This window comes from Mesorhizobium loti, from assembly GCA_014189435.1.
Lineage (GTDB): Bacteria > Pseudomonadota > Alphaproteobacteria > Rhizobiales > Rhizobiaceae > Mesorhizobium > Mesorhizobium loti_G.
Genome location: CP050293.1, coordinates 3,530,834 through 3,557,670, shown reverse-complemented (window position 1 = coordinate 3,557,670; position 26,837 = coordinate 3,530,834). Strand labels below are relative to the sequence as shown.

General features: G+C 61.5%; 22 protein-coding genes and 1 pseudogene. 9 read left to right on the top strand and 14 right to left on the bottom strand.

What is annotated here, in order from left to right:
* The first annotated feature begins 58 nt into the window (after positions 1-58).
* The 3 genes from mltG (at position 59) to gmk (ending at position 3,027) form a co-directional block, all read left to right on the top strand.
* Positions 59-1,318 carry an endolytic transglycosylase MltG gene (gene mltG / locus HB777_17530; GenBank protein QND65522.1) on the top strand — a complete coding sequence of 420 codons (1,260 nt, stop codon included), beginning with the start codon at positions 59-61 and terminating at the stop codon, positions 1,316-1,318.
* 158 nt (positions 1,319-1,476) lie between these two features.
* Complete coding sequence (locus tag HB777_17525) at positions 1,477-2,367, top strand: YicC family protein (GenBank protein QND68805.1); 891 nt, start codon at positions 1,477-1,479, stop codon at positions 2,365-2,367.
* A 3-nt stretch (positions 2,368-2,370) separates the two neighbouring features.
* A complete protein-coding gene (gene gmk, locus HB777_17520; GenBank protein QND65521.1) occupies positions 2,371-3,027 on the top strand; it encodes a guanylate kinase in 657 nt (218 codons plus the stop codon).
* A 212-nt stretch (positions 3,028-3,239) separates the two neighbouring features.
* Here the strand turns inward: gmk and rsmA are convergent, their stop codons facing one another.
* The 6 genes from rsmA to lptF all read right to left on the bottom strand — a co-directional run bounded on the left by rsmA (position 3,240) and on the right by lptF (position 10,876).
* Entirely contained in the window at positions 3,240-4,079 is an 840-nt protein-coding gene (rsmA, locus tag HB777_17515) for a 16S rRNA (adenine(1518)-N(6)/adenine(1519)-N(6))-dimethyltransferase RsmA (protein ID QND65520.1), read from the bottom strand.
* Positions 4,080-4,089: 10 nt separating this feature from the next.
* A complete protein-coding gene (gene pdxA, locus HB777_17510) occupies positions 4,090-5,118 on the bottom strand; it encodes a 4-hydroxythreonine-4-phosphate dehydrogenase PdxA (GenBank protein ID QND65519.1) in 1,029 nt (342 codons plus the stop codon).
* Position 5,119: 1 nt separating this feature from the next.
* Positions 5,120-6,055 carry a peptidylprolyl isomerase gene (locus tag HB777_17505; protein QND65518.1) on the bottom strand — a complete coding sequence of 312 codons (936 nt, stop codon included), beginning with the start codon at positions 6,053-6,055 and terminating at the stop codon, positions 5,120-5,122.
* A gap of 92 nt (positions 6,056-6,147) precedes the next feature.
* On the bottom strand, positions 6,148-8,592 hold the full coding sequence (locus tag HB777_17500) for an LPS-assembly protein LptD (protein QND65517.1): 2,445 nt from the start codon (positions 8,590-8,592) through the stop codon (positions 6,148-6,150).
* On the bottom strand, positions 8,592-9,674 hold the full coding sequence (gene lptG / locus HB777_17495) for an LPS export ABC transporter permease LptG (protein QND65516.1): 1,083 nt from the start codon (positions 9,672-9,674) through the stop codon (positions 8,592-8,594). Before lptG ends, HB777_17500 begins: the two co-directional genes overlap by 1 nt.
* Positions 9,674-10,876 (bottom strand): LPS export ABC transporter permease LptF, encoded by a 1,203-nt coding sequence (gene lptF / locus HB777_17490; protein ID QND65515.1) that lies wholly within the window; start codon positions 10,874-10,876, stop codon positions 9,674-9,676. The genes lptG and lptF overlap by 1 nt, the downstream gene beginning before the upstream one ends.
* A 353-nt stretch (positions 10,877-11,229) precedes the next feature.
* Here lptF and HB777_17485 point away from each other — a divergent pair, with 353 nt between their 5' ends.
* Together HB777_17485 and HB777_17480 are read left to right on the top strand one after the other, a co-directional pair.
* Positions 11,230-12,741, top strand: a complete 1,512-nt coding sequence (locus HB777_17485) for a leucyl aminopeptidase (GenBank protein QND65514.1) — start codon at positions 11,230-11,232, stop codon at positions 12,739-12,741.
* A gap of 28 nt (positions 12,742-12,769) precedes the next feature.
* Entirely contained in the window at positions 12,770-13,219 is a 450-nt protein-coding gene (locus HB777_17480) for a DNA polymerase III subunit chi (GenBank protein QND65513.1), read from the top strand.
* A gap of 128 nt (positions 13,220-13,347) precedes the next feature.
* Here HB777_17480 and HB777_17475 read toward each other — a convergent pair whose 3' ends face one another.
* A complete protein-coding gene (locus tag HB777_17475) occupies positions 13,348-13,866 on the bottom strand; it encodes a DUF995 domain-containing protein (GenBank protein ID QND65512.1) in 519 nt (172 codons plus the stop codon).
* Between the two features lie 137 nt (positions 13,867-14,003).
* Positions 14,004-14,927: a beta-mannosidase gene (locus HB777_17470; GenBank protein QND65511.1), complete on the bottom strand. Its 924-nt coding sequence runs from the start codon at positions 14,925-14,927 to the stop codon at positions 14,004-14,006.
* Between the two features lie 616 nt (positions 14,928-15,543).
* Between HB777_17470 and HB777_17465 the strand changes: the two genes are divergently transcribed.
* Together HB777_17465 and HB777_17460 are read left to right on the top strand one after the other, a co-directional pair.
* The gene (locus tag HB777_17465) at positions 15,544-17,424 is read left to right on the top strand and encodes a glycosyltransferase (GenBank protein ID QND65510.1); all 1,881 of its coding nucleotides are present in this window, start codon (positions 15,544-15,546) and stop codon (positions 17,422-17,424) included.
* 305 nt (positions 17,425-17,729) lie between these two features.
* Positions 17,730-18,137 carry a hypothetical protein gene (locus HB777_17460; GenBank protein QND68804.1) on the top strand — a complete coding sequence of 136 codons (408 nt, stop codon included), beginning with the start codon at positions 17,730-17,732 and terminating at the stop codon, positions 18,135-18,137.
* Between the two features lie 52 nt (positions 18,138-18,189).
* Here the strand turns inward: HB777_17460 and HB777_17455 are convergent.
* From HB777_17455 to HB777_17440, 4 genes and pseudogenes are all read right to left on the bottom strand, one after another.
* Positions 18,190-18,303 (bottom strand): annotated as a pseudogene (locus tag HB777_17455) (protein CapI).
* Between the two features lie 60 nt (positions 18,304-18,363).
* Positions 18,364-19,413, bottom strand: a complete 1,050-nt coding sequence (locus tag HB777_17450) for a glycosyltransferase family 2 protein (GenBank protein ID QND65509.1) — start codon at positions 19,411-19,413, stop codon at positions 18,364-18,366.
* A complete protein-coding gene (locus tag HB777_17445; protein QND65508.1) occupies positions 19,410-20,336 on the bottom strand; it encodes a flippase-like domain-containing protein in 927 nt (308 codons plus the stop codon). Before HB777_17445 ends, HB777_17450 begins: the two co-directional genes overlap by 4 nt.
* Before the next feature lie 191 nt (positions 20,337-20,527).
* Entirely contained in the window at positions 20,528-22,156 is a 1,629-nt protein-coding gene (locus HB777_17440) for a glycosyl transferase (protein QND65507.1), read from the bottom strand.
* 330 nt (positions 22,157-22,486) lie between these two features.
* Here HB777_17440 and HB777_17435 point away from each other — a divergent pair, with 330 nt between their 5' ends.
* Both HB777_17435 and HB777_17430 read left to right on the top strand, forming a co-directional pair.
* Positions 22,487-22,990, top strand: coding sequence for a DUF995 domain-containing protein (locus HB777_17435; protein QND65506.1), 504 nt, complete (start codon positions 22,487-22,489; stop codon positions 22,988-22,990).
* Positions 22,991-23,295: 305 nt separating this feature from the next.
* Positions 23,296-23,721 (top strand): hypothetical protein, encoded by a 426-nt coding sequence (locus HB777_17430; GenBank protein ID QND68803.1) that lies wholly within the window; start codon positions 23,296-23,298, stop codon positions 23,719-23,721.
* Here HB777_17430 and galE read toward each other — a convergent pair.
* Both galE and HB777_17420 read right to left on the bottom strand, forming a co-directional pair.
* Complete coding sequence (gene galE / locus HB777_17425; protein ID QND65505.1) at positions 23,675-24,754, bottom strand: UDP-glucose 4-epimerase GalE; 1,080 nt, start codon at positions 24,752-24,754, stop codon at positions 23,675-23,677. The two genes, HB777_17430 and galE, sit on opposite strands and share 47 nt — an antisense overlap.
* Positions 24,751-25,788, bottom strand: a complete 1,038-nt coding sequence (locus HB777_17420) for an SDR family oxidoreductase (GenBank protein QND65504.1) — start codon at positions 25,786-25,788, stop codon at positions 24,751-24,753. The genes galE and HB777_17420 overlap by 4 nt, the downstream gene beginning before the upstream one ends.
* Positions 25,789-26,837 lie beyond the last annotated feature (1,049 nt).

Here is a 26,837-nt window from a genome sequence, read left to right as displayed (position 1 = left end):
CATATTCGCCCCTACTCTGCCGCTGGGGATTCGTTGGGCGATCAAACGGTAGGGCGAAATGAACACAAATCCGGCAGGCAACGGAGAATTCGGGCAACGGCCGGCGACTTCAGGACCGATCGTGCCGAAAACGGCCAGCGAGGCGTTGCGGCCGGAGGCCGGCACGCCGCCGCCGAAGCGCTCGCGTGCATCACGCAGCCAGGTCGTCGTGTTCATGAACTTCGTCATCTCTTCGGTGATGTTGATGGTTCTGGCGGCTGGCGTCGCGGTCTATTTCGGCAAGCAGGAATTCACCGAACCCGGCCCCTCGGCCAATGGCGACACCTTCCTGGTCAAGCCGAGCACCGGCGTCCAGGATATCGCCGACCAGCTCGAGCGCCGCGGGCTGATCAGCGATGCCCGTGTATTCCGCCTTGGCGTGCGGGCCTTCGGCAATGATTCCGCGCTGAAGGCCGGCGAGTACGAGATCAAGCCCAGGGCTTCCATGCGCGACATCATGGAGCTTTTGAAGAGCGGCAAGTCGGTGATGTATTCGCTGACCGTTCCCGAAGGGCTGACGGTCGAGCAGGCGCTGCAGCGCATCGCCGACGAGCCTGCCTTGAGCGGCGATATGCCGGCAACCACGCCGCCGGAGGGCAGCCTCGCCACCGACACACTGCGCTTCACGCGCGGCGCGACGCGCCAGCAGATGGTCGACAAGCTGCTTGCGGATCAAAAGAAGCTGGTTGACGATGTCTGGCAGCGGCGCGCGCCGGACCTGCCGCTGGCCAACGTCGAAGAGTTCGTTACGCTGGCGTCGATCGTCGAGAAGGAGACGGGCAAGGGTGACGAGCGTTCACGGGTTGCCGCCGTCTTCCTGAACCGGCTTGCCAAGGGCATGCGCCTCCAATCCGACCCGACCATCATCTACGGGCTGTTCGGCGGCAAGGGCAAGCCGACGGACCGGCCGATCTACCAGTCGGACATCCAGAAGCAGACGCCCTACAACACCTATGTGATCAACGGCCTGCCGCCGACGCCGATCGCCAATCCGGGTCGTGCAGCGCTGGAGGCGGTGGCCAATCCGTCGAAGACCGACGACCTCTATTTCGTCGCCGATGGCACCGGCGGGCACGTCTTTGCCGCGACGCTGGACGAGCACAACGAGAATGTCGCCCGCTATCGCGCCTTGCAGAAGAAGCAGGCGGATGAGGCCGCCAAGGCTGCCAAGCCGGCCAACACCACTGGCGCCGGCGACAGCAATGCCGACAAGCCGGCTGACAGCGCGCCCGCTGACGGTGGCGACGACAGCGGCGGTGACGCGGGCGCTGCCCAGTAGAGTCAAGAAAGGCATTGCCCACCAGGCGATGCCCTGACATTTGGAAGAGCGCCGCGCGTCCGATTTCGACGCGCCTGCGGCGCAGTCATTTTCAAGCCGCACTTGCTCCTCTCCGGAAAACCGGTTTCGGGGTGATGCGCCAGACACGTGTGGGCGATATGAATTTGCAGAGCATGACCGGTTTTGCACGCGCCGTCGCCGAGCATGACGGCACCTCGATCGCCTGGGAGGTCAAGTCCGTCAACGGCAAGAGCGTCGAGGTAAGGCTGCGGCTGCCGCAAGGCTTCGAGCGGCTGGAGCCGGCCGTCCGGCAGCTACTTCAGAAGCGTTTTGCGCGCGGCAATTTCCAGGCGACGCTGACCATCGGCCGTGCCGCCGGCGCGCAGGCGCAGCCGGTCGTCAACGAAGCCTTCCTGAAAGACCTTGCCGGGCTCGCCAAGCGGCTGCAGGAGCAATTCGGCGTTGCTCCCGCGACATCAGACGGGTTGCTGTCGTTACGCGGTGTGCTCGACATTCCCGAAACTGTCGAAACCGAAGAAGTGAGGGCCGCGCTCGATGCAGCGATCATGGCCGCGCTCGAGGTCGCCTTGAAGGGGCTCGAACAGGCACGACAGAGCGAGGGTGCCGCGCTGGCTGTGCTGCTGTCGGGTCATATCGACACAATCGAGGCGCTGACGCTGCGGGCAGAAGTGGATCCGTCACGCGAGACGGTGGCGATCCGCGAGCGCATCGCCGAGCAGGTCAGGCTCCTGATGGACGCTTCCGCCAATCTGGACGCGACCCGGCTGCACATGGAGGCGGCGTTCCTGGCCACCAAAGCCGATATTCGCGAAGAGATCGACCGGCTGAAAACGCATGTCGCATCCGGTCGGGCATTGCTGGAGGGCGGCGGCGCGGTTGGCCGCAAGCTCGATTTTCTGGCACAGGAATTTAACCGCGAATCGAATACGCTGTGTTCGAAGTCGAATGCCGCCGCCGTCACCGCGATCGGGCTGGAGCTGAAGGCGGTGGTCGACCAGTTTCGTGAACAGATCCAGAATCTGGAGTAGCCGATGGTTGCCAAGGATTTGGGGTCCCGCATTCGCCGCCGGGGCCTGATGCTCGTCCTGTCGTCGCCGTCCGGCGCCGGCAAGTCGACGATCGCGCGCAATCTTCTGGAAAGCGATTCCAGTCTCGAACTGTCGGTCTCGGTCACCACCAGACCGCGCCGCGGCAGCGAGATCGAGGGCGTCCACTACCATTTTAGGACGATGCGCGAGTTCGAACGGCTGCGTGATTCCGACGCGCTGCTGGAATGGGCCGAGGTGCACGGCAATTGCTATGCGACCCCGCGCGAACCGGCCGAGCTGGCGCTGTCAGAAGGGCGCGATATGCTGTTCGACATCGACTGGCAAGGTGCCCAGCAGCTCAAGGAGAAGATGCGCGCTGACATCGTCTCGATCTTCATCCTGCCGCCATCGATGAAGGAATTGAAGGCGCGGCTGAAGCGCCGCGCCGAAGACCAGGAAGCGGTGATCGAAACGCGGCTGAAAAACGCCCGCAACGAGATCGAGCACTGGAAGGAATATGATTTCGTCATCGTCAATGACGACCTCGATCGCGCCTTCGCGGAAGTGCGCGGCATCGTCGTCGCCGAGCGGCTAAGACGCGACCGCCGGCCAGGCCTGTTCGATTTCGTCTCGGGACTGTTGGACGAGAAGACTGGCTGAGGCGGTGAGGCGCCAATCTCCCCCTTGTGGGGGAGATGCCCGGCAGGGCAGAGGCGGGCGCTGTCCCGCCGACGATCAAATAACTAGACTACCTTCACTTTTGCCGGTCGTGGGTTGGCAATGGTCCGGCAAGATTCCAAGGTTGGCGATCCTTCGCGCCCCCCTCTGTCCTGCCGGACATCTCCCCCACGAGGGGGGAGATCGGCAGCTTCCTACACCGCGTTCGTCAACCTTACAAACTCCTCGACGCTGAGCGTCTCGGCGCGGCGTGTCGGATCGATGCCGGCGCGTTCGAGCAGAGCCTCGCCGCCGAGGCTTTTCACACTCTGCCGCAGCATCTTGCGACGTTGGCCGAAGGCGGCTTCGGTGACGCGGCCGAGTTTTTTCACCTCGGCGGGCAGAGGGGTCAGGCGCGGCACCAGATGCACCACCGAGGAGGTGACCTTTGGCGGCGGCGTGAATGCCTGTGGCGGTACGTCGAAGGCGATCCTCGCCTCCGTCCGCCAACCGGCAAGAACCCCCAGCCGGCCATAGCTGTCGCTGCCGGCGGGCGCGACGATGCGCTCGGCCACCTCGCGCTGGAACATCAAAGTCATCGAGGTGTAGAAGGGGGGCCAATCGCTGACCGTCAACCAGCGCACCAGCAACTCCGTGCCGATGTTGTAGGGCAGGTTGGCCACGATCTTTACCGGGCCGCCGTTCCCGGCCGCTCCACTGGCAAGTGCCGCGAAATCCGTCTTCAGCGCGTCGCCGGACACAACCTCCAGCCTGCCGGGGTAATGATCGGACACTTCGGCAAGGGCAGCCAGGCAGCGTTCGTCACGCTCGATGGCAATGACGTGGCGCGCGCCGTTGGAGAGCAGGGCGCGGGTCAGCCCGCCGGGACCGGGACCGACCTCGATCACGGTTGCATTGGACAAGTCGCCGGCGGTGCGGGCGATCTTGCCGGTGAGGTTGAGGTCGAGCAGGAAATTCTGGCCGAGCGCCTTCTTTGCCTGCAGACCATGGCGCTCGATCACCTCGCGCAGCGGCGGCAGCCCGTCGATGCTCATGCCTGCGGTCTCATGCGGCAACTGCCTTCTTGTCTGTGTCGGCCAGCCGTCTGGCAAGCTTCAGCGCCGCCATCAGGCTGTCGGGTCGCGCCACGCCCTTGCCGGCGATGTCGAAGGCCGTGCCGTGGTCGGGTGAGGTGCGGATGAATGGCAGGCCGAGCGTGACATTGACCGCCTCGTCGAAGGCCAGCGCCTTGGCCGGGATCAGCGCCTGGTCGTGATACATGCAAAGGGCTACGTCGTAGCCGGCCCGTGCCCGGGCGTGGAACAACGTGTCGGCCGGCAGCGGGCCGAAAGCGTCGATCCCTTCGGCACGCAGGATGTCGACAGCCGGGCGCACGATCCGCTCGTCCTCGTGGCCCATTGCGCCGCCTTCGCCGGCATGCGGATTGAGCCCGGCAATGGCGAGCCTCGGCCGGGCGATGCCGAAGCGGCCGGTGAGGTCGGTGGCGGTGATGCGCGCAGTGGCGACAATCAGTTCGGTGGTCAGCGCCTTCGGCACCTCGGCCAGCGCGATGTGGATGGTGACGGGAACGGTGCGCAGGTCGGGGCCGGCCAGCATCATCACCGGCATGGCTTCGACGCCGCTGTGCCGGGCCGCCAGATGCGCCAGATATTCGGTGTGGCCGGGAAAGCGAAAGCCGGCATCGTAGAGCGGCTTCTTGGCGATGGGGCAGGTGACGACGGCCGAGGCGTCGCCGGCAAGGCAGTCGGCGACGGCGCGGTCGATGGCTTCGATGGTGGCGGTCGCATTGGCCGGGTCGGGTCGGCCGGGGCTGTCGATGCAGCGGGCAGTCAGTGGCACGATCGGCAAGGCGCGGGCAAAGACTTGCGCCGCCTGCGCCGATGTCGTTTCGACGATCGGCAGCGAAATGCCGAGAAGGCGCGCCCGCGAGGCGATCAACGCCGGATCGGCGAGCAGGTAGAAGGGGGGCAGGGCGGCAGCCTCGCGCGCCATAAAGGCGGCGATGGCAATCTCCGGCCCTATGCCGGACGGATCGCCGGCGCTCAACGCGAGCGCAATCACTGTGCCGCTCACGTCAGCGCTTGACGATGCGGGCTTTCGCCTTCAGCTCGTCGACATATTTCTTGCTGAGCTCGTCGGCGTTCTTGTCACCGGAGCTTTCACCCTGGAAGACCATCTGCGCGACCTTGTCGTCGGACACTTCGCGCGACGAGCAGATGCCGATGAATTCGACGCCGCGTTCGGTTTCGCGCGTGACGGTGGCGCCGCCGACCTTGGTAGCCTTGATCTGCTCGGCCCAGTCCGGCGGCAGTTGCGGTGCCAGCACCCGGCCCAGATCGCGAACGGTGACGTCGATCAGGCCCTTGGCGAATTCGCGCGTCGTGTTGCAGCCGTTGAAGCGGGCGCGCATGGCATCGGCCTCGCGCTTGCGCTTGCCCAACGTCGCGCTGCGTTCGGCGGCTGGCACCACGAAGATGACCTGCTGCAGCATGTACTCGGTGGCGCTCGGCTTGGAGCCGCCCTTTTCGAGCATCTTCCTGACAAGATCCTGTTCGCTGACGGCACCGGTGCCATCGCCGGACCGGTAGCGCGCGCTCAAGGCCTGGTTCCAGGCCATCTGGGCGCGGATGAATTCCTTGAAATGGCCCTTGGTGACGCCCGACTTCTCCATGACGCCATCGAGCTGGCTGAGCTGCATCTTGTTGCTGGACGCAAAGCGCTGATACGCCGCCTCGACCTGCGCGTCGCTGATGCGGATGCCAAGCCGCTTGGCCTCGGCCATGCGTAGCGTCTGGTCGATCATTTCCTGGCCGGCGTCACCCTTCTTGCGCTGCAGCTTCAGGAAGGCGGCGCGATGGGCGATGTCGCCGGTGGTGACCGGAATGTCGTTGACGACGTATTTGATCTCGCTGGCGAAAGCCGGTGGCGTCATCACGGTGATCGACACGCACGTCGCCGCCACAAGCAGCGCGAAACCTGCTGAAAAGAGGTATTTCCTCATCGTTGGCATCCCAATTCTATCCCGGCTCCGCCCAATTTTTTGTCTTTTCAGGTGCGCGAAATCCGTGCCAGCGCTATGCGGCGAAACGATGTCGCCGATTGTTACTGGATCGTGTCGACGCCACTGCTCGACGAGCCGAAATCGCCGAGGGTGCGGAACGACAAATTGAAGCCGATGGTCTGCGACACCTCTCTGGTGTTCAGGTCGCGCGACTGCGAGTAGGTCATCAAATACGTGAAGCAGGAATCGTTGTAGGCGAAGCCGACGCCGTCCTTGACCAGCAGGCTTTGCTGCAAATCGTAGGTTCCGGTGCCGAAGACGCGCCAGTTTTCGGCGAGATGCGTCGATGCACCAAGCGTGACCTCGTGGCGGTCGGTGGTGAAACCGTAGAGTGGTTGGGCTTGGATGAAGGCGTATTTGGCGCTCAGCGACACCGGCAGGCCGGAATAGGCGGCCTTCACCTCGGCGCGGCGGATCTCAAAGCTCTGTTCGTCGAAACGGCCGCTGACCGAGGCCGCGAAGCCGTTGGGGCTGTTGATGCCAAACAGGCCGACATAGTCGGACTTGGTCGTGTCGAGACCTGAATAGGCGCCGACATTGACCAGATCCGGAGCGGCGAACGAGTTCTCGCCGCCGATCTGATAGGATTGGCCGAAAATGGCATTGGTGCCCCAGCCATTGTTGTACGAGCCGGAATAGCGGAAGCCGACATTGGCGCGCGAGCCGCCTTCGACCCGGTCGTAACCGGAGAACTTGTCGCGCTCGAACAGGGTGGTCGCGTCGAACACCATGCTTTGGGCGTCTTCGTTGGGAACGGCAAGACCGCCGACATACTGCTCGTTCGGGCGCATGAAAACCTGCGCCATCGGCTCGATCACGTGGCTGGATCCGCTCGCCATGGAAAACAGCACCGGCCAACGCAACTCAAGGCCCGCGGTCGCCATGTACCGGGCAAATGACGAGCGCATATCGTCGTTGGCGTTTATCTCAGGATTCGTTGCCATCTCTTGGATGGCGGCAAGCGAAGCCGACGAAGCTCTGAGATAATCCACGTCGCCCTGCAGCGCGAGCAATGGCGTCAGCACCAGCCCGCCATCAGTGACGAAGCTCCGCTTCCACTCAGCCTCGGCAGTGAGACGGCCTGATTCGCCTTCGATACCTCTGACACGCTGAGTTGGTGTGCTTGAGTCGTAGGGGGTTGAGAAAGCCTGATCGAGATCCTCGCGGCGGATGACCCGCGCGTTGACGTTGAGCGACAGCTGGCCGCCGGCCACCGATACGTCGGGAATATAGGCGTAGTCGAGCGACGGCAGCACCCAGGGCTGTTGTCCGCTTCGCGCGGAGATGTTGTCGTCGGGTGTATCTTCCTGCACATCGAAGTGCATGGCGCGAACGTCGAAATAGTTGCGGCCGTTGAGGCCCGTCAGGTAGACCGACGACTGGCGGACGGAAGAATTGTACTTGTCGATGTTGTAGGTGTTCGAGAAGTTCTTGTCGGTCTGCAGCAGCACATCCCAGCCGAAATTCCAGCGTGAATTGATGGCGAACTGGCCTTGGGTTCCCATCATGCCGCGGAATTTGTTGGGATCGCCCGCCGCGCCCGAATTGATATTGTGACCAGCGGTGCCGGGGAAAGCAGTCGTGTCGAGGAAGGCATCGGGATCCTGCTGGTGAATCCCTGCGATCTTCAAACTGTACTGGCCATTGTTGAAGCGCTGGCGCCACTCGGCCTCGCCGAGAAAGCCCTGCTTGGTGTAGCCGGTGCCGGTGACGGTCAGGTCATAGGTCGGTGACAAGGCGAAGTAGTAGGGAACTTTCACGCCGACGCCGAGATCGTCGTTGAAGACGATACCGGGGATCAGGAAGCCGCTCTTGCGCTTCACCGTCGGGTCGGCAATCTCGAATGCAGGCAGATAGGCGAGCGGGAAACCGAAGAACTCGAAATTCGCATTCTCGAAGCGAACCGTCTTCTTCTCGCCGTTCCAGATGATCTTCTTGGCCTTGACGCGCCAGGTTGGCGCTTTGTCGGGCTTGTCCTCGCAGGGTTCGCAGGCGGTGTAGACGCCATTGTGGAACGTGGTCAGGACGCCGCCCATGCGCTCGGCGCTTTCGGCGGCGAAATAGGCCTTGTCGACGGTTTCGACGCGCAACGCATTGACGAAGCCGTCGGCGAAGTCATCGGTGATGTCGATATGTTGCGAATTGATCTTGGTGCCGTCGCTGTTGATGACTTCGACGTTGCCGCTCGCGACCATCCGCTTGGTATTGCGGTTGTATTCGACCCGCTGGGCGACAAGGCGATTGCCACCATAATCGATCTGCACGCCACCGACGGCGGTCACCGTCTGATTGTCGTTGTTGTAGACCAGCGTATCGGCCGCCAGCAGCATCTGCGAGCCGGACGGGACCGATGTCGCCATGTCGCCGACATCCTGCGCGAACGCCGGCATCGGGACGACGCATGCGAGCAGGCACGCCAAGGCGGTCGCCGCATAGAGGCGCGCCAAACGGGCCTGCCTGTTGCTGGGCAAAAACGCCTCCCTCACTAGCCGTCTTCCTTGTATAGCAGGAAAGTCACCCCGAAGAACATAGCCACCACGACCGGCACCCATGCGGCTACGACAGTTGGCACAAACCCCGCCACGCCGAATGCCTTCACCAGCACCGAAACGACATAAAGCAGAAAGCCGGCGATGATGCCACCCAGAATCATCGTTGCCGACTGCCCCATCCTAGCAAATCGCATTGAAACCGTTGCCGCAATCAGCGTCATGGCGACGAGAAGGAACGGCAACGCCACCAGCGAATCAAACTGCATGGCAAAGGCATTTGCCTTGAGGCCGAAGGAACGGGCAACCTCGATCTTTCCCGGCAGGTCATAGAAAGGGATGGTTTCGGGGCGCGCCAGCCGCTCTTGCACGAATTCAGGCTTCAGATTGGTCGGCACGCGATCGCTTGCCGATGCCTGGATCGTGCCGTTCTGGAGCGTCTTGACGTCCTGCAATTCCCAATAGCCGTCGCGCAGGAAGGCGCGCGCGGCGTCCTTGCGCTCGACGATGTTGCCTTGCGGGTCGAGAATGAAAAACACGACATCGGCCATCTCCAGGCCCTGGTTCAGGATGGCCCGCGCACCGATGATGGTGTCCCCCGAACTGGTTTTCTGCCGAATCCAGGGCGCGGCATCGGCCGAAACCGTGTTTGATTTGCCGGAACGCAGCTCGGTTTCGATCTGCTCGGACCAGGAGAATGCGTGCGCGGCGAGCGGATTGATGACGCCAACCGACAAGACGCCGAACAGCAAGGCTCCGATGCAGCAGGGCAGCAGGAACTGCCAGGCCGAAACGCCGGCGGAACGCGCGATGACCAGTTCGTAGCGCCGGTTGAGCGACACCAGCGTCGCCATCGCCGAGAACAGACCGACAAACGGCACCGTCTGCAGCATGATCATCGGCATTCGGAGCCCCGAAATGGCCACTGCCGTTCCGTAGGTGAAGCCGGGCAGGCCGGTGGTGCGGCCGGAGAGTTCGGTGAAATCGATCAGGAACACCAGCGCCAGAAGGCCGATGAAGAACCAGATGGTGATCGTCACATAGCGGAAGAAGAAATAGCGGCCCAGCGTCCAGCCCATCAACTGACCCCTTGCCCTGAAGTGCCGCGTCTGGACAAGCGCAGTTTGAGAGCGTTCCAGCTGTCACCGATGCGCGTGGCGAAATTTGTCATCCAGTCGGCCCAGGCCACCGGCAGTTCCATGGTCCGGTTGGAGACGATGAACCAGATCGCCACCGCGGAAGCCACAATCGGCACGCCATAGACCATATAGGCATATTGCGGGATCTCATCGGCCTTGCTGGCGGCAAAAAAGCCCAGCCAACGCACGAACAGCGATATCCCGATGGCCGTGATCAGCGGATTGACGCGCGCCTCACGGTGCGAGCGCGCATCTCCGGCGACCGCAAGCGCAATGAGCGCGAAGACCATGGAATACGTCCATTCCGAAAACCGCTGGTTGACCTCGGCCCGGTATTCATAGGGGCTCTGCTGATAATACTTGTCGTTGGCGCTCGGGTTGAGCAGGTACTGGGTCGTCTGGTCCTTCGGCAGCAGCGTCACCGCCGAAGCCGCCGCCATGAAGGCCGACATGTCGAAGGCATAGGAGGTGAAACGGATGACGGAGAGATCGCCGGTCAGCGTTTTGCGATGGATGACGCCGTCATTCATCATCAGCACCTTTTCGCCGCCGCGTTCGACGATGCTGCCGGTCTTGGCGTAGTAGACGAGGTTGACGCCTTCTTCGCGCGAATCGGCGACGAAGATGCCGCCAAGCCGATTGTCGGGGAGCCGCTCTCCGACCTGCAGGAACAGCCCGTCCTCGATCTTGCGGAAGGTGCCTTCCTGGATGATCAGCGATAACAGATCCGCGCGTGACGACGCCACCAGGGCCCGGTTCTTCTGCCGGGCATAGGGGTCGATGCCGTTGTCGACGGCAAAGGAAAAGACGGCGGCTGCCAGCGCCAAAAGCATGATCGGCCGCACGATCGTCCAGCGCGAGGCGCCCGCGGCGTTGACGACGGCGAGTTCGGAATCCGAATTCATGGCACTGAGCGTCTGTGCGACCGCCACCACCAGCGCAAAAGGCACCACGATCGGGATGATGGACGGAAGAATGAGGGCAGCGACTTCGAAGAAGGTCAGCGCCGACTGGCCGCTGTCGGTGACCAGGTCGATTTTTGCCAGCACCTGCGTCGTCCACACGATGGCCAGCGTCCAGACAAGCGCGGCCATGAAGACCACGAAAGCGCGGCGCATGATGTAGCGTTCAACGACCTTCATGAAGGCTTTTCTCGATTTTCTCGAACGGCATCATGCCACCGCACAAGGGTAGCTGTCCGGCAGCGCCTGCACAACTGGCTCCAACAGATGGTCGATCCGGTTCCCGTCCCAAGTCGCCCGCCCCGGCGGGCCGGAGTGTCGGCGGGAATGGATAAGAAAGGGAGAACATCGATGGTTAACAACAGGTTGCGGCGAAAAGCGGGGCCGTTCCGCGAAGAATCACCATCGATTCCATCGTTGATATGGGGTGCGAATTTGGCAAAGTCTTGCCAAATGGCCGAAAACGACCAAATGTCGCGCATCGTTTCGAACCGCTTCCCCAAAAGCTACGCATTCCCTGAAAGCAGGACATAATGAGCCAAAGACCGTCGATCGCCTTCGCCAAATTTTCCGCATCTCAGAGCGCGGCCAACAGGAAGGGTACAGCCTTCGTGCTGCTGGCGGATGAGGGCGGCCTGAGCGACGCCGCCAAGGCTTGCGATCCCGGCAAGACACTGGAGCGGGCCTTTCCGGTGGCCGAGTTCACGGGCAAGTTCGCCAGCGTGGTGGAGGTTCTGGCGCCGCAGGAAGCGTCGCTCGACAGGCTGGTGGCGATAGGCGCCGGCAAGGTGTCGGGGCTCGACGACTATGCATGGCTGAAGCTTGGCGGCACCATTGCCGCCTCGCTGCGCAAGGCGACTGATGTCGCGGTGGTGCTCGATCTCGCCGGCGCGTCGCCAAGTGGCAAGGATGCGGCGAGCCTTGCAGCGGGAATTCTCCTGCGCAGCTATTCCTTCGACAAGTACAAGACCAGGAAGGACAAGGACGACGGCAAGGCAGAGCCGAAAAAGCCGGTCAAGGTGACGATCCATACGGCAGATCCGGCCGCGGCGAAAAAAGCCTTCACCGACGCCGAGGCGGTGATCGACGGCGTCCTTCTGGCGCGCGACCTCGTCAACGAACCGGCAAACGTGCTCGGGCCGGTCGAATTCGCCGCCCGCGCCAAGGAACTCGAGGCGCTCGGCGTCAAGGTCGAGATCCTGGCCGAGAAGGAGATGAAGAAGCTAGGCATGGGCTCGCTGCTCGGTGTCGCACAAGGCTCGCCGCGCGGTGCCCGCATGGCGATCATGCAGTGGAACGGCGGCAAGCCAAAGGACAACCCGATCGCCTTCGTCGGCAAGGGCGTCACCTTTGACACAGGCGGCAATTCGATAAAGCCTGCGTCCGGCATGGAGGACATGAAGGGCGACATGGGGGGCGCCGCTGCGGTCACCGGCCTGATGCATGCGCTGGCTGCGCGCAAGGCGAAAGCCAATGTCGTCGGCATCATCGGCCTTGTCGAAAACGCAGTCGATGGCCATGCCCAGCGCCCCGGCGACATCGTCACCTCGATGTCGGGCCAGACCATCGAGGTGCTCAACACCGATGCGGAAGGTCGCCTCGTGCTGGCCGATGCGCTGTGGTACTGCAACGACCGCTTCCAGCCGAAATTCATGGTCAATCTGGCGACGCTGACCGGCGCCGTCATGGTCGCGCTCGGCCAGCACTATGCCGGGCTGTTCTCCAACAATGACGAACTGTCCGAAAAGCTGACGGCGGCGGGGCAGGCGACGCAGGAGCGGCTGTGGCGCATGCCGCTCGGCGCCGAATACGACAAGCTGATCGATTCCAAGAACGCTGACATGAAGAACATCGGCGGCCGCTATGGCGGCGCCATTATCGCCGCGCAATTCCTGCAGCGCTTCGTCAAGGACACGCCTTGGGCGCATCTCGACATTGCCGGCACCGCGATGGGCGCGCCTTCGAACGAGATCAACCAGTCCTGGGGTTCGGGTTTCGGTGTCAGGTTGCTCGACCGGCTGGTGCGCGACAATTATGAGCAGTGAGCGAATTCAACGACTATAGGCTGAAGCGATGGCCGACGTCCTGTTCTACCACCTGACCGAGTCGACGCTGGAGGATGCGCTGCCAGGCCTCCTGGAGCGCAGCGTCGACCGTGGTTGGCGCGCCGTGGTGCAGACCGGCACCGAGGAACGCCGCGATGCGCTCGACCAGCATCTTTGGACCTTCCGCGACGATTCGTTTCTCGCCCATGCAACCGATCGTGAGGCCTATCCCGGTGAACAGCCGATCCTGTTGACCACCGGCGACGGCAATCCCAACCAGGCCAAGATAAGGTTCCTCGTTGACGGTGCCCTGCCGCCAGACCTTGGCGGCTACGAGCGTGCCGTGTTCCTGTTCGACGGCCACGACGCCGCCCAGGTCGAGGCGGCTCGGGGGAACTGGAAGGTGATGAAGGACGCCGGCCATGCCGTCACCTACTGGCAGCAGACGCCAGACCGCCGCTGGGAGCGCAAGGCTTGATGCAGGTCGTCCAAATGTGACCTCGGTTTCGGGCGAACGGCATGCATAAAAACAAAAATCCAAAGCAGGTCGCCTGAACCGTTCAGTCGACCCGCTTTGGACCAGTGGCTTGTCGCAGAAGACAGTGTCTACTGCTTCGCCTTGATCCGGTTCATTTTCCTTGTGACGTAGTCGCCGTATTTCAATTTCATCGACTCGTCCGACCGGTTGCGATGCGAGCTCTTGAAAACGTACCATTCGCCATCAGGCGATTTACGCTTGTAGATGACCTTGCCCACCTGGCGATGCTCGAAGCAGGTCATCGAGCCCTTCACACCCCAGGAGCCGTGCCATTGCGCGCGCCAGCACAGCTTGCCGCCGCCGGGAATGAACCACATGCCGTCGCCATAGCCCGACTTGCCTTTGTCGTGGGTCCAGGCGTCGAACTGCCGCTGCTTGACGGCAAAGAACCCGGCGCCCTTCTTGCCCCACAGCCACGAATGGTTCTGATAGATCTGGTAGACGCCTTCGTCAGGAACCGCTGTGCCCTCTTGCGCCTGCTCTGCGATTTTCGTCGCCGTCTTTGCTGTCGCAGGAACCTGGAAGGCAAGAACAAGAACGGAGCAGGCGAATGCCGCTCCGAGACGATTTCCCACTACTCGTTTCACGAAACTCCTCCACAGACTGATTTACGCCACGCCTCAACCATCATCCCGAACCGCTGGTTCGGGATGGGTCATAATCAAACAAACAAGGGGATTGGATGTCCATCCCGATCGCGTCGGGATGGATCGGCACGATGCGTCTACGGCAGGACGTGCTGGGTCACCCTCCAGTCGGGCAGACCATAGCCACCCAGCCACGGCCACACTTCCTTCTGGTTGAAGTAGACGACCGAAGTCAGCGCCGGGAACTCCGCATAGGACTTGCGGCTGTCGTCCTGCCACTTCGATACATAGTCCTGCTTTCCGACATAGCCGAGCTCCGCCACCACGATCGGCTTGTTGAAACCCGCGACGCGGTCATAGCCGGGCTTCAGCATCTCGGCGAATGTACGGTCATGACCGGCCTCGTCATTATCCTTTTTCTGCAGACCGAATACAGACAGGCCGATGACATCGACATAGTCGTCGCCAGGGTAGTATTTTTCCAGACCCTCTTCGCCTTTGGGTGACCACATGTACTTGGCGGCGGGGGCAGCCTTGCGGCAGATATCGACTTCGCGCTTGTAGGCGGAAATCCAGTCCTTGGGAGCCCAGTTGGCCCAGGTGAAGCGGCCGTTATTGTCTTCCATTTCCTGCGCCCAGCGAATGGTCACCGGGCTCTTCATCTGTCCCACCAGGCCGCAGATTGCCTGCATGTTGGCGTCATATTTGCCGCTCAATATGCCATCGCGCAATTCGGGTGGGGTGATGCGCCAATCCTTCGACCAGGTCCACGGCTCAACCGTGATCAGCAGCGAACGGCCGCGTTGCAGCGCATAGGCGTCGGCCAGTGGCAGCGTCGCCAGATCGACGTCTTCCCAGGGCAGGAACAGCTCTTCGATGCTGGCAGTCTTGTCGGCGCTGAAGTCCCCGTAAGGATCATAGGATCCGAACGCCGAGGCGGCGCTGCTCGTCTGGAAGGGGTCCGTCGCTGCTGCGGAGCCGGCGCCTCCTGCAGTGGGGAATGCGGCGCTTCCGCCCAATGCCAGCGCGATTGCAAGTGCCTTTGCTGCGGAGTGTTTCATGTTGATCTCCCATGGCCTCAACTTCTTGCGGAAGTTAAGGCTTCGCCCGTGCGCATCGATGCTTGTTCGACACGACTACCCAAAAACCGATCGGCTCTATTGGCAGAATCTGCGGGATTTCGGAGCGACCATTGTCGGATGTGCGAACCTTCGCACAGAGCCCACCTAAGATTTTCTCTCAAGGCCCCGACACAGAGGGGCGGTGGAGAGAAAGTTCGCCGCGATACTCACAAATTCGCGTCAATATCCCGATATATCATCCCTAGCTAATTTAAGAGCCGGTCAGGGCCAAGAGTCAAGCACAATTAACGGTTGCTTAACCTTGACGGCCGCAACATGGTTAACGCCGCTCTCTGCCGGATCCCCTCCGACAGCCTCGACCCAGTCGGTGAATTTCCAGCGCCCAAGAATTTGCCGGCTCGCCGCTAGAGACTGCTCGGTGGCGGCTATTCCTCCCTCGATTCAATGCGTTAGGTTAACCAGATGTCAAGAATCATACTCAACAAATAATTAATTTAGTTGACGCTAAGAAAGCATGGGCTAATTCTAGTGCCGGGATTTTGAGAGCTTCCAGCCACCTTGTCGGCGGAGGCTCAAAGTGGCGGCGAGTAAGTGTATGAGTGCTTCCGTGCATGATGGCGTCGTCGGCCATAAGAGCAGACGGGCGCATCGATCTGAGGCGGCTCTGGCGGTCACTGCGCGGAAGGGCCCCTTTCTGGTGCCCGTGCTGTCGGCCATTCAGCAATGGATCCTGAGACTGGCGCTGGCTTTCTGGTTCTGCACACTCGGGTTTTTCTGGATCTGGTGGCTGAAGCCGGAGCATGTCGAACATCTCGGGCCATACACATTCGCGACACTCATTCTGGTGTGGCTCACGCTCATGCCGTTGTACTTTCTCTTGAACGTGCATGCGTCGAAAAAGCCGTCCAAGCTTCACACGATCCCGAAGCGTTCGCGGGTCGCGATGGTGGTCACCAAGGCCCCGTCCGAACCGTTTGCCGTCGTTGCGCGCACGCTCGAAGCGATGCTGGCGCAGGATTATCCACACGATACCTGGCTGGCCGACGAGGACCCGTCAAAGGAGACGATCGCCTGGTGCGATGCTCACAACGTCATGATTTCGACGCGACGCGGCAGGGAAGATTATCATCGCAAGGTGTGGCCACGCCGGACGCGCTGCAAAGAGGGGAACCTGGCGTTTTTCTACGATCACTATGGCTATGAACGCTATGATTTCGTCGCTCAGATGGATGCCGACCATGTACCGACGCCAACCTATCTGAGGGAGATCCTGGTTCCCTTCGCCGATCCCTCGGTTGGCTATGTCTCGGCGCCGAGCATTTGCGACAACAATGCCGCCGAGAGCTGGGCGGCGCGCGGCAGGCTGTTTCCGGAAGGGATGTTTCACGGGCCCCTGCAGTCCGGCCATACGGGTGGTGGAGCTCCGCTCTGCATCGGCTCGCACTATGCCGTGCGGACCAAGGCGCTGAAGCAGGCGGGCGGTCTCGGCCCGGAACTGGCGGAGGATCACTCCACCTCTATGCTGATCAACGCGGCCGGATGGCGCGGCGTGCACGCGCTCGACGCCATCGCCCACGGCGATGGCCCGCAGACCTTCGCCGACCTCATCACCCAGGAATTCCAGTGGTCGCGCAGCCTGATGACGATCCTGCTCGAATATTCGCCGAGCTACCTTCCCAAGCTGTCGCCGCGGCTGAGGTTCCAGTTCCTCTTTTGCCAGCTCTGGTATCCGCTCTTCGCCGTCTTTGCGTTGCTGATGTACGTCATGCCGATCTATGCGCTGTCTACCGGGCGCAACTTCGCCAATGTCATGTATCTCGACTTTCTGTTCTACTATCTGCCGAACGCGGTCGCGCTGGTTGGCCTGGTGATGATGCTGAAGGCGTTCGGCCTATCGCGCCCTATGACGGCCAAGACGATCAGCTGGGAAGGCACGCTGTTCCTCTTCTTCGCGCGTTGGCCTTGGGTGCTGGCCGGTACGCTGTCGTCGATCCGCGACTATCTGACCAAATCATTCGTCGATTTCCGCGTCACGCCCAAGGGCAGCGGCCCCAAGCACCTTCTGCCGGCCCGCGCCCTCACTCCCTATGTGGCGCTGGCGATCGGTGCGGCGCTGCCGGTGCTGCTGGTGGAGCACCCCTTCGATGCCACCGGCTTCTACTGGTTCGCCGCCTTCAACGCCTTCCTCTACGGGCTTCTGGTGCTGGTCATCGTCGTAAGGCACGTCATCGAAAACAGGATTCCGTTGCGCGCCAATGCCGCGAAAGTCGCCTTCCAGGCGTCGCTTGCCGTGCTGGCGCTGATTGTCCCGGCCGCGGGCTTCTACGATCGTGGCATGGAGGGCGTCTACGGGCTGCAGCAGGGCGCCGGCGGCTTCCGCATCGTGCGCATCGCTTATGTGGTTTCCGGCGCGGGCCAGGGCAACATCGGTGCCCGCAATTTCTACTTCGATCCAGGTTGGGAAACGCGGCGCTGACCCGAGAGGCGTCCGCGCGCAACCAGTTCTCCTGAACCGCATCTGTCTCGATAGCCGGCGTTCGTAACCGGCCCGGAACCTGGGAAAGGCTGCGGGCACGAGCCCAAAAGATCAAATTTTAATAATATCCGATCGAGTGCCGAAAGACCGTGCTCATCATGTCGTTTGCATGATCTTTAATAAGTCTCCCCTAATATACAACCCATGATGTGAGTGGCAATAGGCTGCTCGCGTGGCGCGGAAAGCCAACAAGAGCAAATAGATCTCCGCGCTCCAGAGACTTGTATTCGTGGCAGGGGATGGCGATGAACAAATTTATGGAAAAAGGGGCAAGGATGGGCACGAAATATGCCTGTGCATTTGCCGCCGTTGCATTGATCTCGATACTCTCAGGTTGCCAGAGCATGGACTCGACCAAGACCAGCTCGATCGGCACAAAGCCCGCTGTTCATACGCTGGGTAAGAAGGTGCACTACGTCAAGAAGAAGCGGCTGCATCTGTTCAACCGCAAACCGCTCACACAGACGACCAGCGTGACGCGCACGAGGGAGGAGGCCTATGCGGCCTTCGTGCGGCCGCAGCGTGTCGGCAGGCCAGCGCCGCTTAAAGTTTCCTACCGCCTGGGCAATGGCGGCCCGCTGCTGGGTCATTCGCCCTGGATTTGTGGCCCGAGCGGCTTCGGCCAACGCGCCAGCTGCCGTTCGCGCTACTAGCTTCGCCGGGGGGCGCGAGTCGAGGGCGAGAGGTTGGCGCAGACGTTGCGTCTTACCTCTTGCCCTCAGACCGCCACTCCTGGTGATACCAGTCGACGAACTCTGCCAGTCCTTCCTCGGTCGGCACCATCGACCTGAAACCGAGATCCCTCTCTAGCGCGCTTGTCATGAAGCCACTGCTCCGGTCAACGCTATGGGGCAGAACCTCCATGGCGTTCCAGCCAGGTCACGATGGCAGGCTGGAGCGGAGCCAGCCGTCATTTGCGCCGGATGCCGGCCTCGGCCGCGCGACATAGGCCGATGCTCCGTTCGCCTCGTGATAGACGCGTGCCAGCATTTCCGCCAGCACGCCCGACGTCACCATCTGCACCCCGGCGATGAGCAGGAAGAAGCCGGTGAACAGCATCGGGCGGGTTCCGATGTCTTCGGCGAAAAACAGCTTCAGGCAAAGCAGATAGGCAAGGATCAGCGAGCCCAGCGCGCCAAGCACGATGCCGATGCCGCCGAAGAAATGCCCGGGCCGTGTGCGATAGCGCATGAAGAAATACATGAACACCAGATCGAGCACGACCCTGAAGGTGCGTGAAATACCGTATTTGGACTGACCGTGGATGCGGGCATGATGCGTCACCACCTCCTGCGCGATGCGTCTGGGAGTCGTCACTGTGGCCAGCCATGCCGGGATGAAGCGGTGCATCTCGCCATAAAGCTTGACGCTGCGGATGACGTTGCCGCGATAGACCTTGAGGCTGCAGCCATAGTCCTTGAGGCGCACGCCGGTGACGCGCGCGATCAGCGCGTTGGCAATGCGCGAGGGCAGCCTGCGCATGAAAAAACCTTCCTGGCGGTCCTTGCGCCAGCCGACCACCAGGTCGAGATCCTCGCTCAGCAGGCGATAGACCATGCGCGGGATGTCGTAGGGATCGTTTTGCAGGTCGCCGTCGATCGTGGCGATGACATCGCCGCGCGCCGCGTCGATGCCGGCCTGCATCGCGGCGGTCTGCTTGTAGTTGCGCACGAGCTCGACCGCATGCACATGCGGGCCGTAATGCGCTGCAAGGCGCCTGATCTCGCTCACTGTCGCGTCGGTGCTGCCGTCATCGACCAGCACGACCTCCCACGGCTGGTCGTAGCGTTCCATCGCCTGGTGGATCCGTGCCAGCAGCGGCTCGACGTTTTCGGCCTCGTTGTACATGGGCACGACGATGGACAGCGTATGGTTCGGCATTACCGCGCCATCAGGCAGTCCCGAAGCGGGGATGGGCAATACGTTCATTGGGATGGCTTCCTTGCAGGTCCGACAGCCGGGTTCCCCGGCAGCGTCGATTTCGAGGGAAACAACCAGGCGATCGCACCGGTGACGACAGCCGAGCAGAAGATGAACAGGTGCAGCGCCAGTGCCGCCTGCAGGCCGTCCTTCATCGTGATTCCGGACGTGAGCAGCGCCGCCGCCGCTCCCGCTTCATAGGTGCCGAAGCCGGCGACGCCTTGCACCGGCAGTATGGCGGCGCCTTCGGCCCCGACGACGCCTGGAAAAGCGGTCGAAATGGATGTCCCCAGCAGCATTGCCAACAACCATCCCTGTACGGCGAGCTTCAACGACCAGTTGGCGATCGTCCACCACCAGCCGTAGCGCGAGCGCCCGGTTGCTTCGGTGAACACATCGCGCAGCTTGCCGAGCTTCGCAACGATCTTGCCGCGGCCGGCCCAATCATGCGGCGCGCGCGCCCAGCGCGGCAGGTACCAGGCGGCGGCGATCAAGACGGCCCCGCCCGCGATCCTTATCGCTGGATGCAGGCCCGGCCACACCGCCAGGGCCAGCACGCCGACGACGAAGGCGTCCTGCAGCCTGAACCACAACAGTGAGGCGCTGGCGCGCATGATCGGTATGCCGAAGACCTGGCGCAGGAGCAGGGGAAAGGCCGTCTCGCCGCCGCGGAAGGGTACGACGTTGATCATCGCATTGTGGATCAGAATGACGCGTAGGCAGGCGCCAAAGCGGCCATGCACCTCATCGCGGAACTCGTCGCAGACGCGCAGCGCACGCAAGACATAGGTGACGAAAAACGCGATCGTCGCCACGGCGAAGGTGCCGGGCGTGATGCGGGCGAAGGCGTCGCCGACCATCCGCCAGCGCGAATCGCTGGCGAGCCAAGCCAGCAGGGCCAGCGTCACGACTATCGAGATTGCTCTTTTCAACCAATTCTCCGCCGGTTTCCACCGTCGAGTTCAAGTGGCAGCATCGCGTGGTGCCCGAATATCCCTAGCGCCATCCGGGATCGGTTCGCCTGGCTCGCCGCCTTGCCGGCCTTCGGCAGGCGAATGCGGGGCCGCTGAACCGTCGGGACCATATCCTGTCCAAGGCCCACAGCCTCGGACTGTCGCGGTCCTCATGGACGGCTGATCCTATAGACCAGCAAATCGTCCGAATCCACAAGCTTGGTTCCGGTCTTGTCCAGATAGTCGATGACCCCGTCATGATGCTCGACGAACAGCCGGTCCTTCTTGTCGGCCGCGTTCTTGGCGACGCCGAACAGGTCCGCGCCTTGCGCGCGCAACGCCTCGAGCTGCGCGATCGCGGTGGCGTCGTCCGCGACGAAGTTCGACCATTCGACATCGCCGCCGCCGGGCGGGAACACCCAGCCGCGCGCCCTGCTGTAATAGATGGCGACGGGATCGCCGACCTCAGGCGCGATGGCGACAACGAGGTCGCCCGGCTGCACCAACCGCGCCAGTTCCTCGCCAAGCAACTTGCCGTTCATGGCGATCGGCGTCTTCATTGTCCTGACGAGGGGAAAGGTCGACCACACGAGTGTGACGGCAGCGATGCAGATCGCGCGCAACACGACCGCCGGGGACAGAACGGTTCCCGATGCAAGCGTTGCCAGGAGAAGCGCGCCACGGCCGCAGAACATCGCGAACGGCACGTGGAAGATGTGATAGTTCCAGGGATTGCTGGTGATCTCGCGCGCCGCCGCCAGATAGACGACCATGGCCGCGGCCAGCCAAACATAGGGGATGGCCGAAAGAGTGCGTTGCTTGGGGTCTTCGACGGGTCTGGGCGGCATCCAGAAGCCGACCGCGATCAGCACCATGAACGGATAGCCGTAGAACCACCAGACTGAGGTGTTCCACACGGATTTGAAGTAGAAGCTGTTTCTGAAGAATGTCCAGAAACCGGAATCCCAGATATAGCCGCTGCCCGCGACATGAAACGGCGGATAGCTCAGGCCGAGATAGATGGCCCAGCTGAAATAGGCGCCGATGATGGCCAGGCTCAAAAGCCCCGACAGGAAGACCTTGGCCGCCTGCTTTCGCTTCTTCTCCAGAACCCAGCAGACCATCAGGTAGAAGATGACGGCGCCGGCGGCGAGGCCTGGCGGCTTTGACAGTGCGCCGAGCGAGAAGCTGACCGTGGCGAGCGGCAAGAGCCAGCCGCTGCCGCCGGCCCAGTATTTCGCGAACAGCCAGACGCCGAGCGTCACCAGGGCCAGCATCGAGGGATCGGGAAGAAACGAGCTGTCGATCATGATCGCCGCCGGCATCAGCGCGTAGGCAAGTGCCGCGGCGTGGGCGTGCGTCTCGTCCCAGCATAGCGCCGTTAGTCTGTGCAGCGAAAACACCGTCACCAGGCCGAAGAAGGCCGCAACCATGCGGCCGAACCAGTCGTGCCAGCCGAAGAGTTGGTAGAGCAGGGCGGTCAGATAGCTGACGATCTGGAACTCACGGCCCTGATAACTTGGCCCGGGCCCGGTCCAGCTGACCTCCGGGAAGAAGATGTTCCAGCTGCGCTGCTGGAAATTGTCGGCCATCATCGCCGTGCTTGTTTCGCGCCAGCTGAAGGCGTCGACGAGCGGCAAGGTTATGTTGTGGAACCTGAACACGACCGCAATGAACAGGATCCCCAACAGGATTGCCGTGTTGGGGCTCAGGATGTTGCGAGCAGCCTTGTGCCGGTCGGTCGACTGCTGCAGGTATTGCATGCCTTCGGTCTGATTCAACTCCGGATCGTCCGTCATTTGAAACCGCGTCCTCCTGACGTCCGCGGATGTTGCTTTTGTGCGCGATTGTCAGAGGCGGAGGAATATACGACGCAATTCTTAATTTTGACGATTGCAGGCTGTGCGCGCGTCTCGAATAGTTGTTGCCCATCCGCTTCGCAAAGGTTGACATCACCGTTCTCGCGACTGTTAAATAGTTTCGTAGACTGTCAGAGCGCTGATAGTGCTACCTTGGGCCAAACAGGCATGCGAACGCCAATTGTACCGACAGCTCTGACCAGATTGCCGCCGCTTGGTGCCGACCGTCGGCGACGCAAACACCGTTGGTTCGCAAGTTGCACGCAACTTATGTTTCTCCTGGCGCTCTGCGGCCAGACGGCGCTTCCAGGAACGGCGCACGCGGCGGCCGCCAAAGACAGCGCGCCCGCGGAAGCGGTTGCCGCCACTGTTCCGACTGCCTACGAGCTGTCGCTTCTTTACGCCGACCGCACATGGGTGTGGAAAAATGGAGCGGCCTATTTCGCACAGGGCGATCGACGCCTCGAGGCCTGGACGTCCGGGCCTGACACGGCGTCTTTCGCGGCGGGCAGATGGCTGGTGACCAGTAACGGCAAGATGTGCATGGAACTCGCCTGGCGGTCGAAGGGCTACACTGGCAAGCAAAATCGCACCTGCTACAGCCACCGGATTCAGGGCGGGAACATCGAGAAACGCAAGGACCCGGATGGGGAATGGTACGGCTTCAAGCGATCTCCCGAGGATCTTTCCGACGAATACCTGAAATTCGAAGCAGGCAACACAAAGGGCGCGCAGTTCGAAGAGGCCCGCAAGCTGGTCGATTCCAAGAAGTAGGTCACGCCCTGTCAAGCAACCGGCGAATCGCTTATGGTGAAGCCTTGAGCGGTTCGGCTGGCGCGATCAGCGCGCCGACCGCCGATTGATCGCATTCAGTCGCATTCCATTCCATCTGCCAAAACGACGAGACGATGGGCCTACCATACGGTTTTGATGAAATTTAATAATTAGTGATGTCTAATATCCGCGTGTGATGTGCGAGTGGTCACTCATGCGGCGTGAAGGCGGCGAAGGCATAGTATGTCGCGACGCGCCCTTGGCTTATACTTGACAACAAGGGACACATGATGAACAATTCCGAGATGGGTGCATTTCGCCCAAGCAAAAATATAGTATCTATTAAAAATATCGTATCTATCGTTGCGGTTGTAGCGATGATCTCTACGGTTGCAGGTTGTCAGGGTATGGATGCGACCGAAACCAATTCGGTCCTCATCAAGCCTGTGGTCCACGCGGTCCGTAGCCAGCCCGTGGTCCAGCCGGTTCAAGCCGGATTCTTCGTGCGTTCGCCCAGGGCCGCGCCGACGATCGAGATGACCAGCACGGTGCGAACGACTGAAAGGGATTACGCCTTTGCGCCGCCGCAGCGGATCAACGTCCGCACCCCGGCGCCGGTGAAAGTCTCTTTCAATCCGGGCGATGGCGGCACGGTCCTGGGCGGTTCGCCCTTTATCTGCAGCCCTAGCGGGTTTGGCCAGCGCGCGAGCTGCCGGCCCCGTTATCTCTGATCTGTCGAGCGGCGATGGATGCTGCCGCCTCGGTTGGCGGCAGTTTCATCGGTTTCGTCCCCAACCCAAAAAACGGGGCAGCCGTCCTGACGATCGTGTCGATGTCGGAAAGCTCCGGCACGAAGCCAAGCTGTTCGCGTGCGCTTCCCGGATCGGCGTAGAGCTCTGCCGGATCTCCCGGGCGCCTGCTCCTGAAGACGGCCGGAACCGATCTTGACGTCATTCTGCTGACCGCCTGGACAATCTCCTTGATGGACACGCCCCGCCCGGTGCCGAGGTTGACCGCCAGACTTTGTCCGCCGCGCTCGAGATGCATGAGGGCTTTCAGATGGGCGCGGGCCAGATCGCTGACATGGATATAGTCGCGTACGCAGGTGCCGTCCGACGTGTCGTAGTCGGTGCCGAAAACCTCGATCTCGTCGATGATGCCCGATGCGGCCATGAGCACTCTGGGAACCAGGTGCGTCTCCGGCGAATGCCACTCCCCAAGCTCGCCGTCGGGATCGGCGCCGCAAGCGTTGAAATAGCGGAGGATCGTGAATTTCATTCCATATGCCGACGCATAGTCGCCGATGATCTGTTCGCCCATCAGCTTGGTGCGCCCGTAAGGGCTGATCGGATTTTGCGCGGAGGTCTCGCGAACGGGCAACGCTTCCGGCACGCCGTAGGTCGCGCAGCTGCTGGAGAAGATGATCTTCTCGATGGAACAAGCGCGCGCCGCATCGAGCACCGCGATGGTGCCTGTTACGTTGGTCGAATAGTATTCGGCCGGCTCGCGAACGGACTCGCCGACATAGGCCAGTGCCGCAAAGTGGATCACTGCTGTCGGCCGGTACGTTTCCATCGCCGCCTGCAGCGCATCCCGATCCCGGATATCGCCAACGACAAGCGGACCCCAGGCAACGGACTTCGCGTTGCCGCGGCTCAGATTGTCGAAAACCACCGGCATATAACCGGCCGTGGCCAGCAGCTTGCAGGTGTGGCTGCCGATGAAGCCGGCTCCTCCCGTCACCAGGATTGCCGGCTGGGTCATGAAGCCGCGGCTCCTTTGGCCATGTGACTTCCGTAGAGCAGGGTGTCAAAATACTCGACAGTGCGCGCGAGCCCCTGGCTCAGGCTGATTTTCGGCTCCCAGCCGAGATTGGCCCTGGCAAAGGAGATGTCGGGCTTGCGCTGTCTGGGGTCGTCGACCGGCAGCGGCCGATGCACGATCTTCGATCGGGCGTTGGTGTAATCGACGACCAGCGTCGCCAGTTCCATGATGGTGAATTCGGCGGGGTTGCCGAGGTTGACCGGGTGCGTCGGCGCGCTCGGCGCGTTCATCAGCCGGACAAAGCCCTCGATCAGGTCGTCGGCATAGCAGAAGGAGCGCGTCTGCAGGCCGCTGCCATAGACGGTCAGGTCTTTGCCGCGCAACGCCTGGACGATGAAGTTCGAAACCACGCGCCCGTCATCGGGCTGCATGCGGCGGCCGTAAGTGTTGAAAATGCGGGCAACGCGGATATCGAGGCCATAGGTTCTCGAATAGTCGAAGAACAGCGTTTCAGCCGAGCGCTTGCCCTCATCGTAGCAGGACCGCGGTCCGTGCGTATTGACGTTGCCGAAGTAGCTCTCGGGCTGTGGGTGCACGAAGGGATCGCCATAGACTTCGGACGTCGAGGCCTGGAATATCTTGGCCTTGTTCTGTCGCGCGAGCTCCAGAAGGTTCAGCGAACCAAGCACGCTTGTCTTGAAGGTATGGATCGGGTCTGCCTGGTAGTGCGGCGGCGAGGCTGGGCAGGCAAGATTGTAGATCTCATCGCATTGAAGGCCCGAAGGCAGTGCATTGACGATATCGTGCTCGATGCACGTGAATCTCGGATTACGCAGAAGGGTATTGAGATTGTATCTCTTGCCGGTGTGGAAATTGTCGAGCGCGACGACGTCGTATCCGTCCCGCAAAAGACGTTCGCACAGATGCGATCCTAAAAATCCCGCACCTCCGGCGACCAGGGCGCGACTTCGGCTTTGGTTGGCGCCCGTTTGACTGCCGGATTCCAGTTTCAGAACCTTGACAAGCTTACCCATGCTTCCCTCGCACGCACCGCACACGCTACCGCTGGGCCGGGGCAAAGCATTGCCCGGCCACGTCCTTGAGAACGTGGCAAACCTCCGCATCCGCGGAATCGCCATCACTGATGTGCGTTAATTGTTCTTTGGGTTCGCGGAGCTGGTGCTACGACACGACCTATATGTTGCCGTTCAGCATTTTCTGCGCCCCGAAACTGCGATCACACACCTAGTGCCATCATCGTCGATTGCTCGCCCAAATTGCACATCCCAACACATCGAAAATATACCTGTGGAGATCATAGTCAACTAAATTAGCAATTCCTTAATCATATCCGTTTGCGAATGGTTAATCATAAGGCCGGCATCGGCTTCCCGAGGCTGAATGATGGCCCCCAAGGGGCGATCCTCGTTGTGAATCAGCGTATTGGCTCCGCCGCTGGAAAAATGCAGCCGGAAGCGTCTCGCTGTTCTTAGGGCAGAATCAAGGCTTGGCAGCGAGGAGCGCCAAGAATGAGCCGCATGGCACAATTCAGGGTGCGGCCTGGGAAATATTCAGCTTAAAGATGAAATTTTCCGGTCTGAGTGGCGATCAAACTTTCAGAGCGCAGTGAGATTGTTGCCCAAAACCGCTCGGGCTACAAATATAAACGTTAGGATGTGAATATTTATCCGAAATGGCTTGGCCGATAGAGGCCGTATCGCGGCCGGATATAATAGGAAAAAGGCCAAGGGCCAAAGATTTGTAAAAAATTTGCTCGCAAGGACGAATTCGAATTTCGTCATCTTCTAATGATGCTGCTCATGATCTTAGCGCGTCAAGGTTCTCATTCGCAAGGCGAGCGTCAGTGGTGCCATTTTGTCGGAAAGCGCATGCGCGCGTTCATTTCATCGTGGAATGCCAGCCATTTTAGCAATGGCTTTTGAGCGCATAGGTAGAATCTTGTCTGCATCGTTGCGTGGCCACGCATGTGAGCGCAACGACGCATGGGCACGACTGGTCGTGAAATGCCCGTGACGATGATGGCCCGCATCTGCGGGCCATCATCGTCACGGGTCAACGACGA

What these genes read in the sequence shown, in the direction of transcription:
- HB777_17430 (QND68803.1), top strand. Translation starts at nt 23,296, where the DNA reads ATGGGTGCATTTCGCCCAAGCAAAAATATAGTATCTATTAAAAATATC.
- HB777_17420 (QND65504.1), bottom strand. Translation starts at nt 25,788, where the DNA reads ATGGGTAAGCTTGTCAAGGTTCTGAAACTGGAATCCGGCAGTCAAACG.
- HB777_17450 (QND65509.1), bottom strand. Translation starts at nt 19,413, where the DNA reads ATGAACGTATTGCCCATCCCCGCTTCGGGACTGCCTGATGGCGCGGTA.
- HB777_17505 (QND65518.1), bottom strand. Translation starts at nt 6,055, where the DNA reads ATGCCAACGATGAGGAAATACCTCTTTTCAGCAGGTTTCGCGCTGCTT.
- rsmA (QND65520.1), bottom strand. Translation starts at nt 4,079, where the DNA reads ATGAGCATCGACGGGCTGCCGCCGCTGCGCGAGGTGATCGAGCGCCAT.
- HB777_17465 (QND65510.1), top strand. Translation starts at nt 15,544, where the DNA reads ATGAGTGCTTCCGTGCATGATGGCGTCGTCGGCCATAAGAGCAGACGG.
- HB777_17440 (QND65507.1), bottom strand. Translation starts at nt 22,156, where the DNA reads ATGACGGACGATCCGGAGTTGAATCAGACCGAAGGCATGCAATACCTG.
- HB777_17485 (QND65514.1), top strand. Translation starts at nt 11,230, where the DNA reads ATGAGCCAAAGACCGTCGATCGCCTTCGCCAAATTTTCCGCATCTCAG.
- gmk (QND65521.1), top strand. Translation starts at nt 2,371, where the DNA reads ATGGTTGCCAAGGATTTGGGGTCCCGCATTCGCCGCCGGGGCCTGATG.
- HB777_17480 (QND65513.1), top strand. Translation starts at nt 12,770, where the DNA reads ATGGCCGACGTCCTGTTCTACCACCTGACCGAGTCGACGCTGGAGGAT.
- lptF (QND65515.1), bottom strand. Translation starts at nt 10,876, where the DNA reads ATGAAGGTCGTTGAACGCTACATCATGCGCCGCGCTTTCGTGGTCTTC.
- HB777_17460 (QND68804.1), top strand. Translation starts at nt 17,730, where the DNA reads ATGAACAAATTTATGGAAAAAGGGGCAAGGATGGGCACGAAATATGCC.
- galE (QND65505.1), bottom strand. Translation starts at nt 24,754, where the DNA reads ATGACCCAGCCGGCAATCCTGGTGACGGGAGGAGCCGGCTTCATCGGC.
- mltG (QND65522.1), top strand. Translation starts at nt 59, where the DNA reads ATGAACACAAATCCGGCAGGCAACGGAGAATTCGGGCAACGGCCGGCG.
- HB777_17470 (QND65511.1), bottom strand. Translation starts at nt 14,927, where the DNA reads ATGAAACACTCCGCAGCAAAGGCACTTGCAATCGCGCTGGCATTGGGC.
- HB777_17525 (QND68805.1), top strand. Translation starts at nt 1,477, where the DNA reads ATGAATTTGCAGAGCATGACCGGTTTTGCACGCGCCGTCGCCGAGCAT.
- lptG (QND65516.1), bottom strand. Translation starts at nt 9,674, where the DNA reads ATGGGCTGGACGCTGGGCCGCTATTTCTTCTTCCGCTATGTGACGATC.
- HB777_17435 (QND65506.1), top strand. Translation starts at nt 22,487, where the DNA reads ATGTTTCTCCTGGCGCTCTGCGGCCAGACGGCGCTTCCAGGAACGGCG.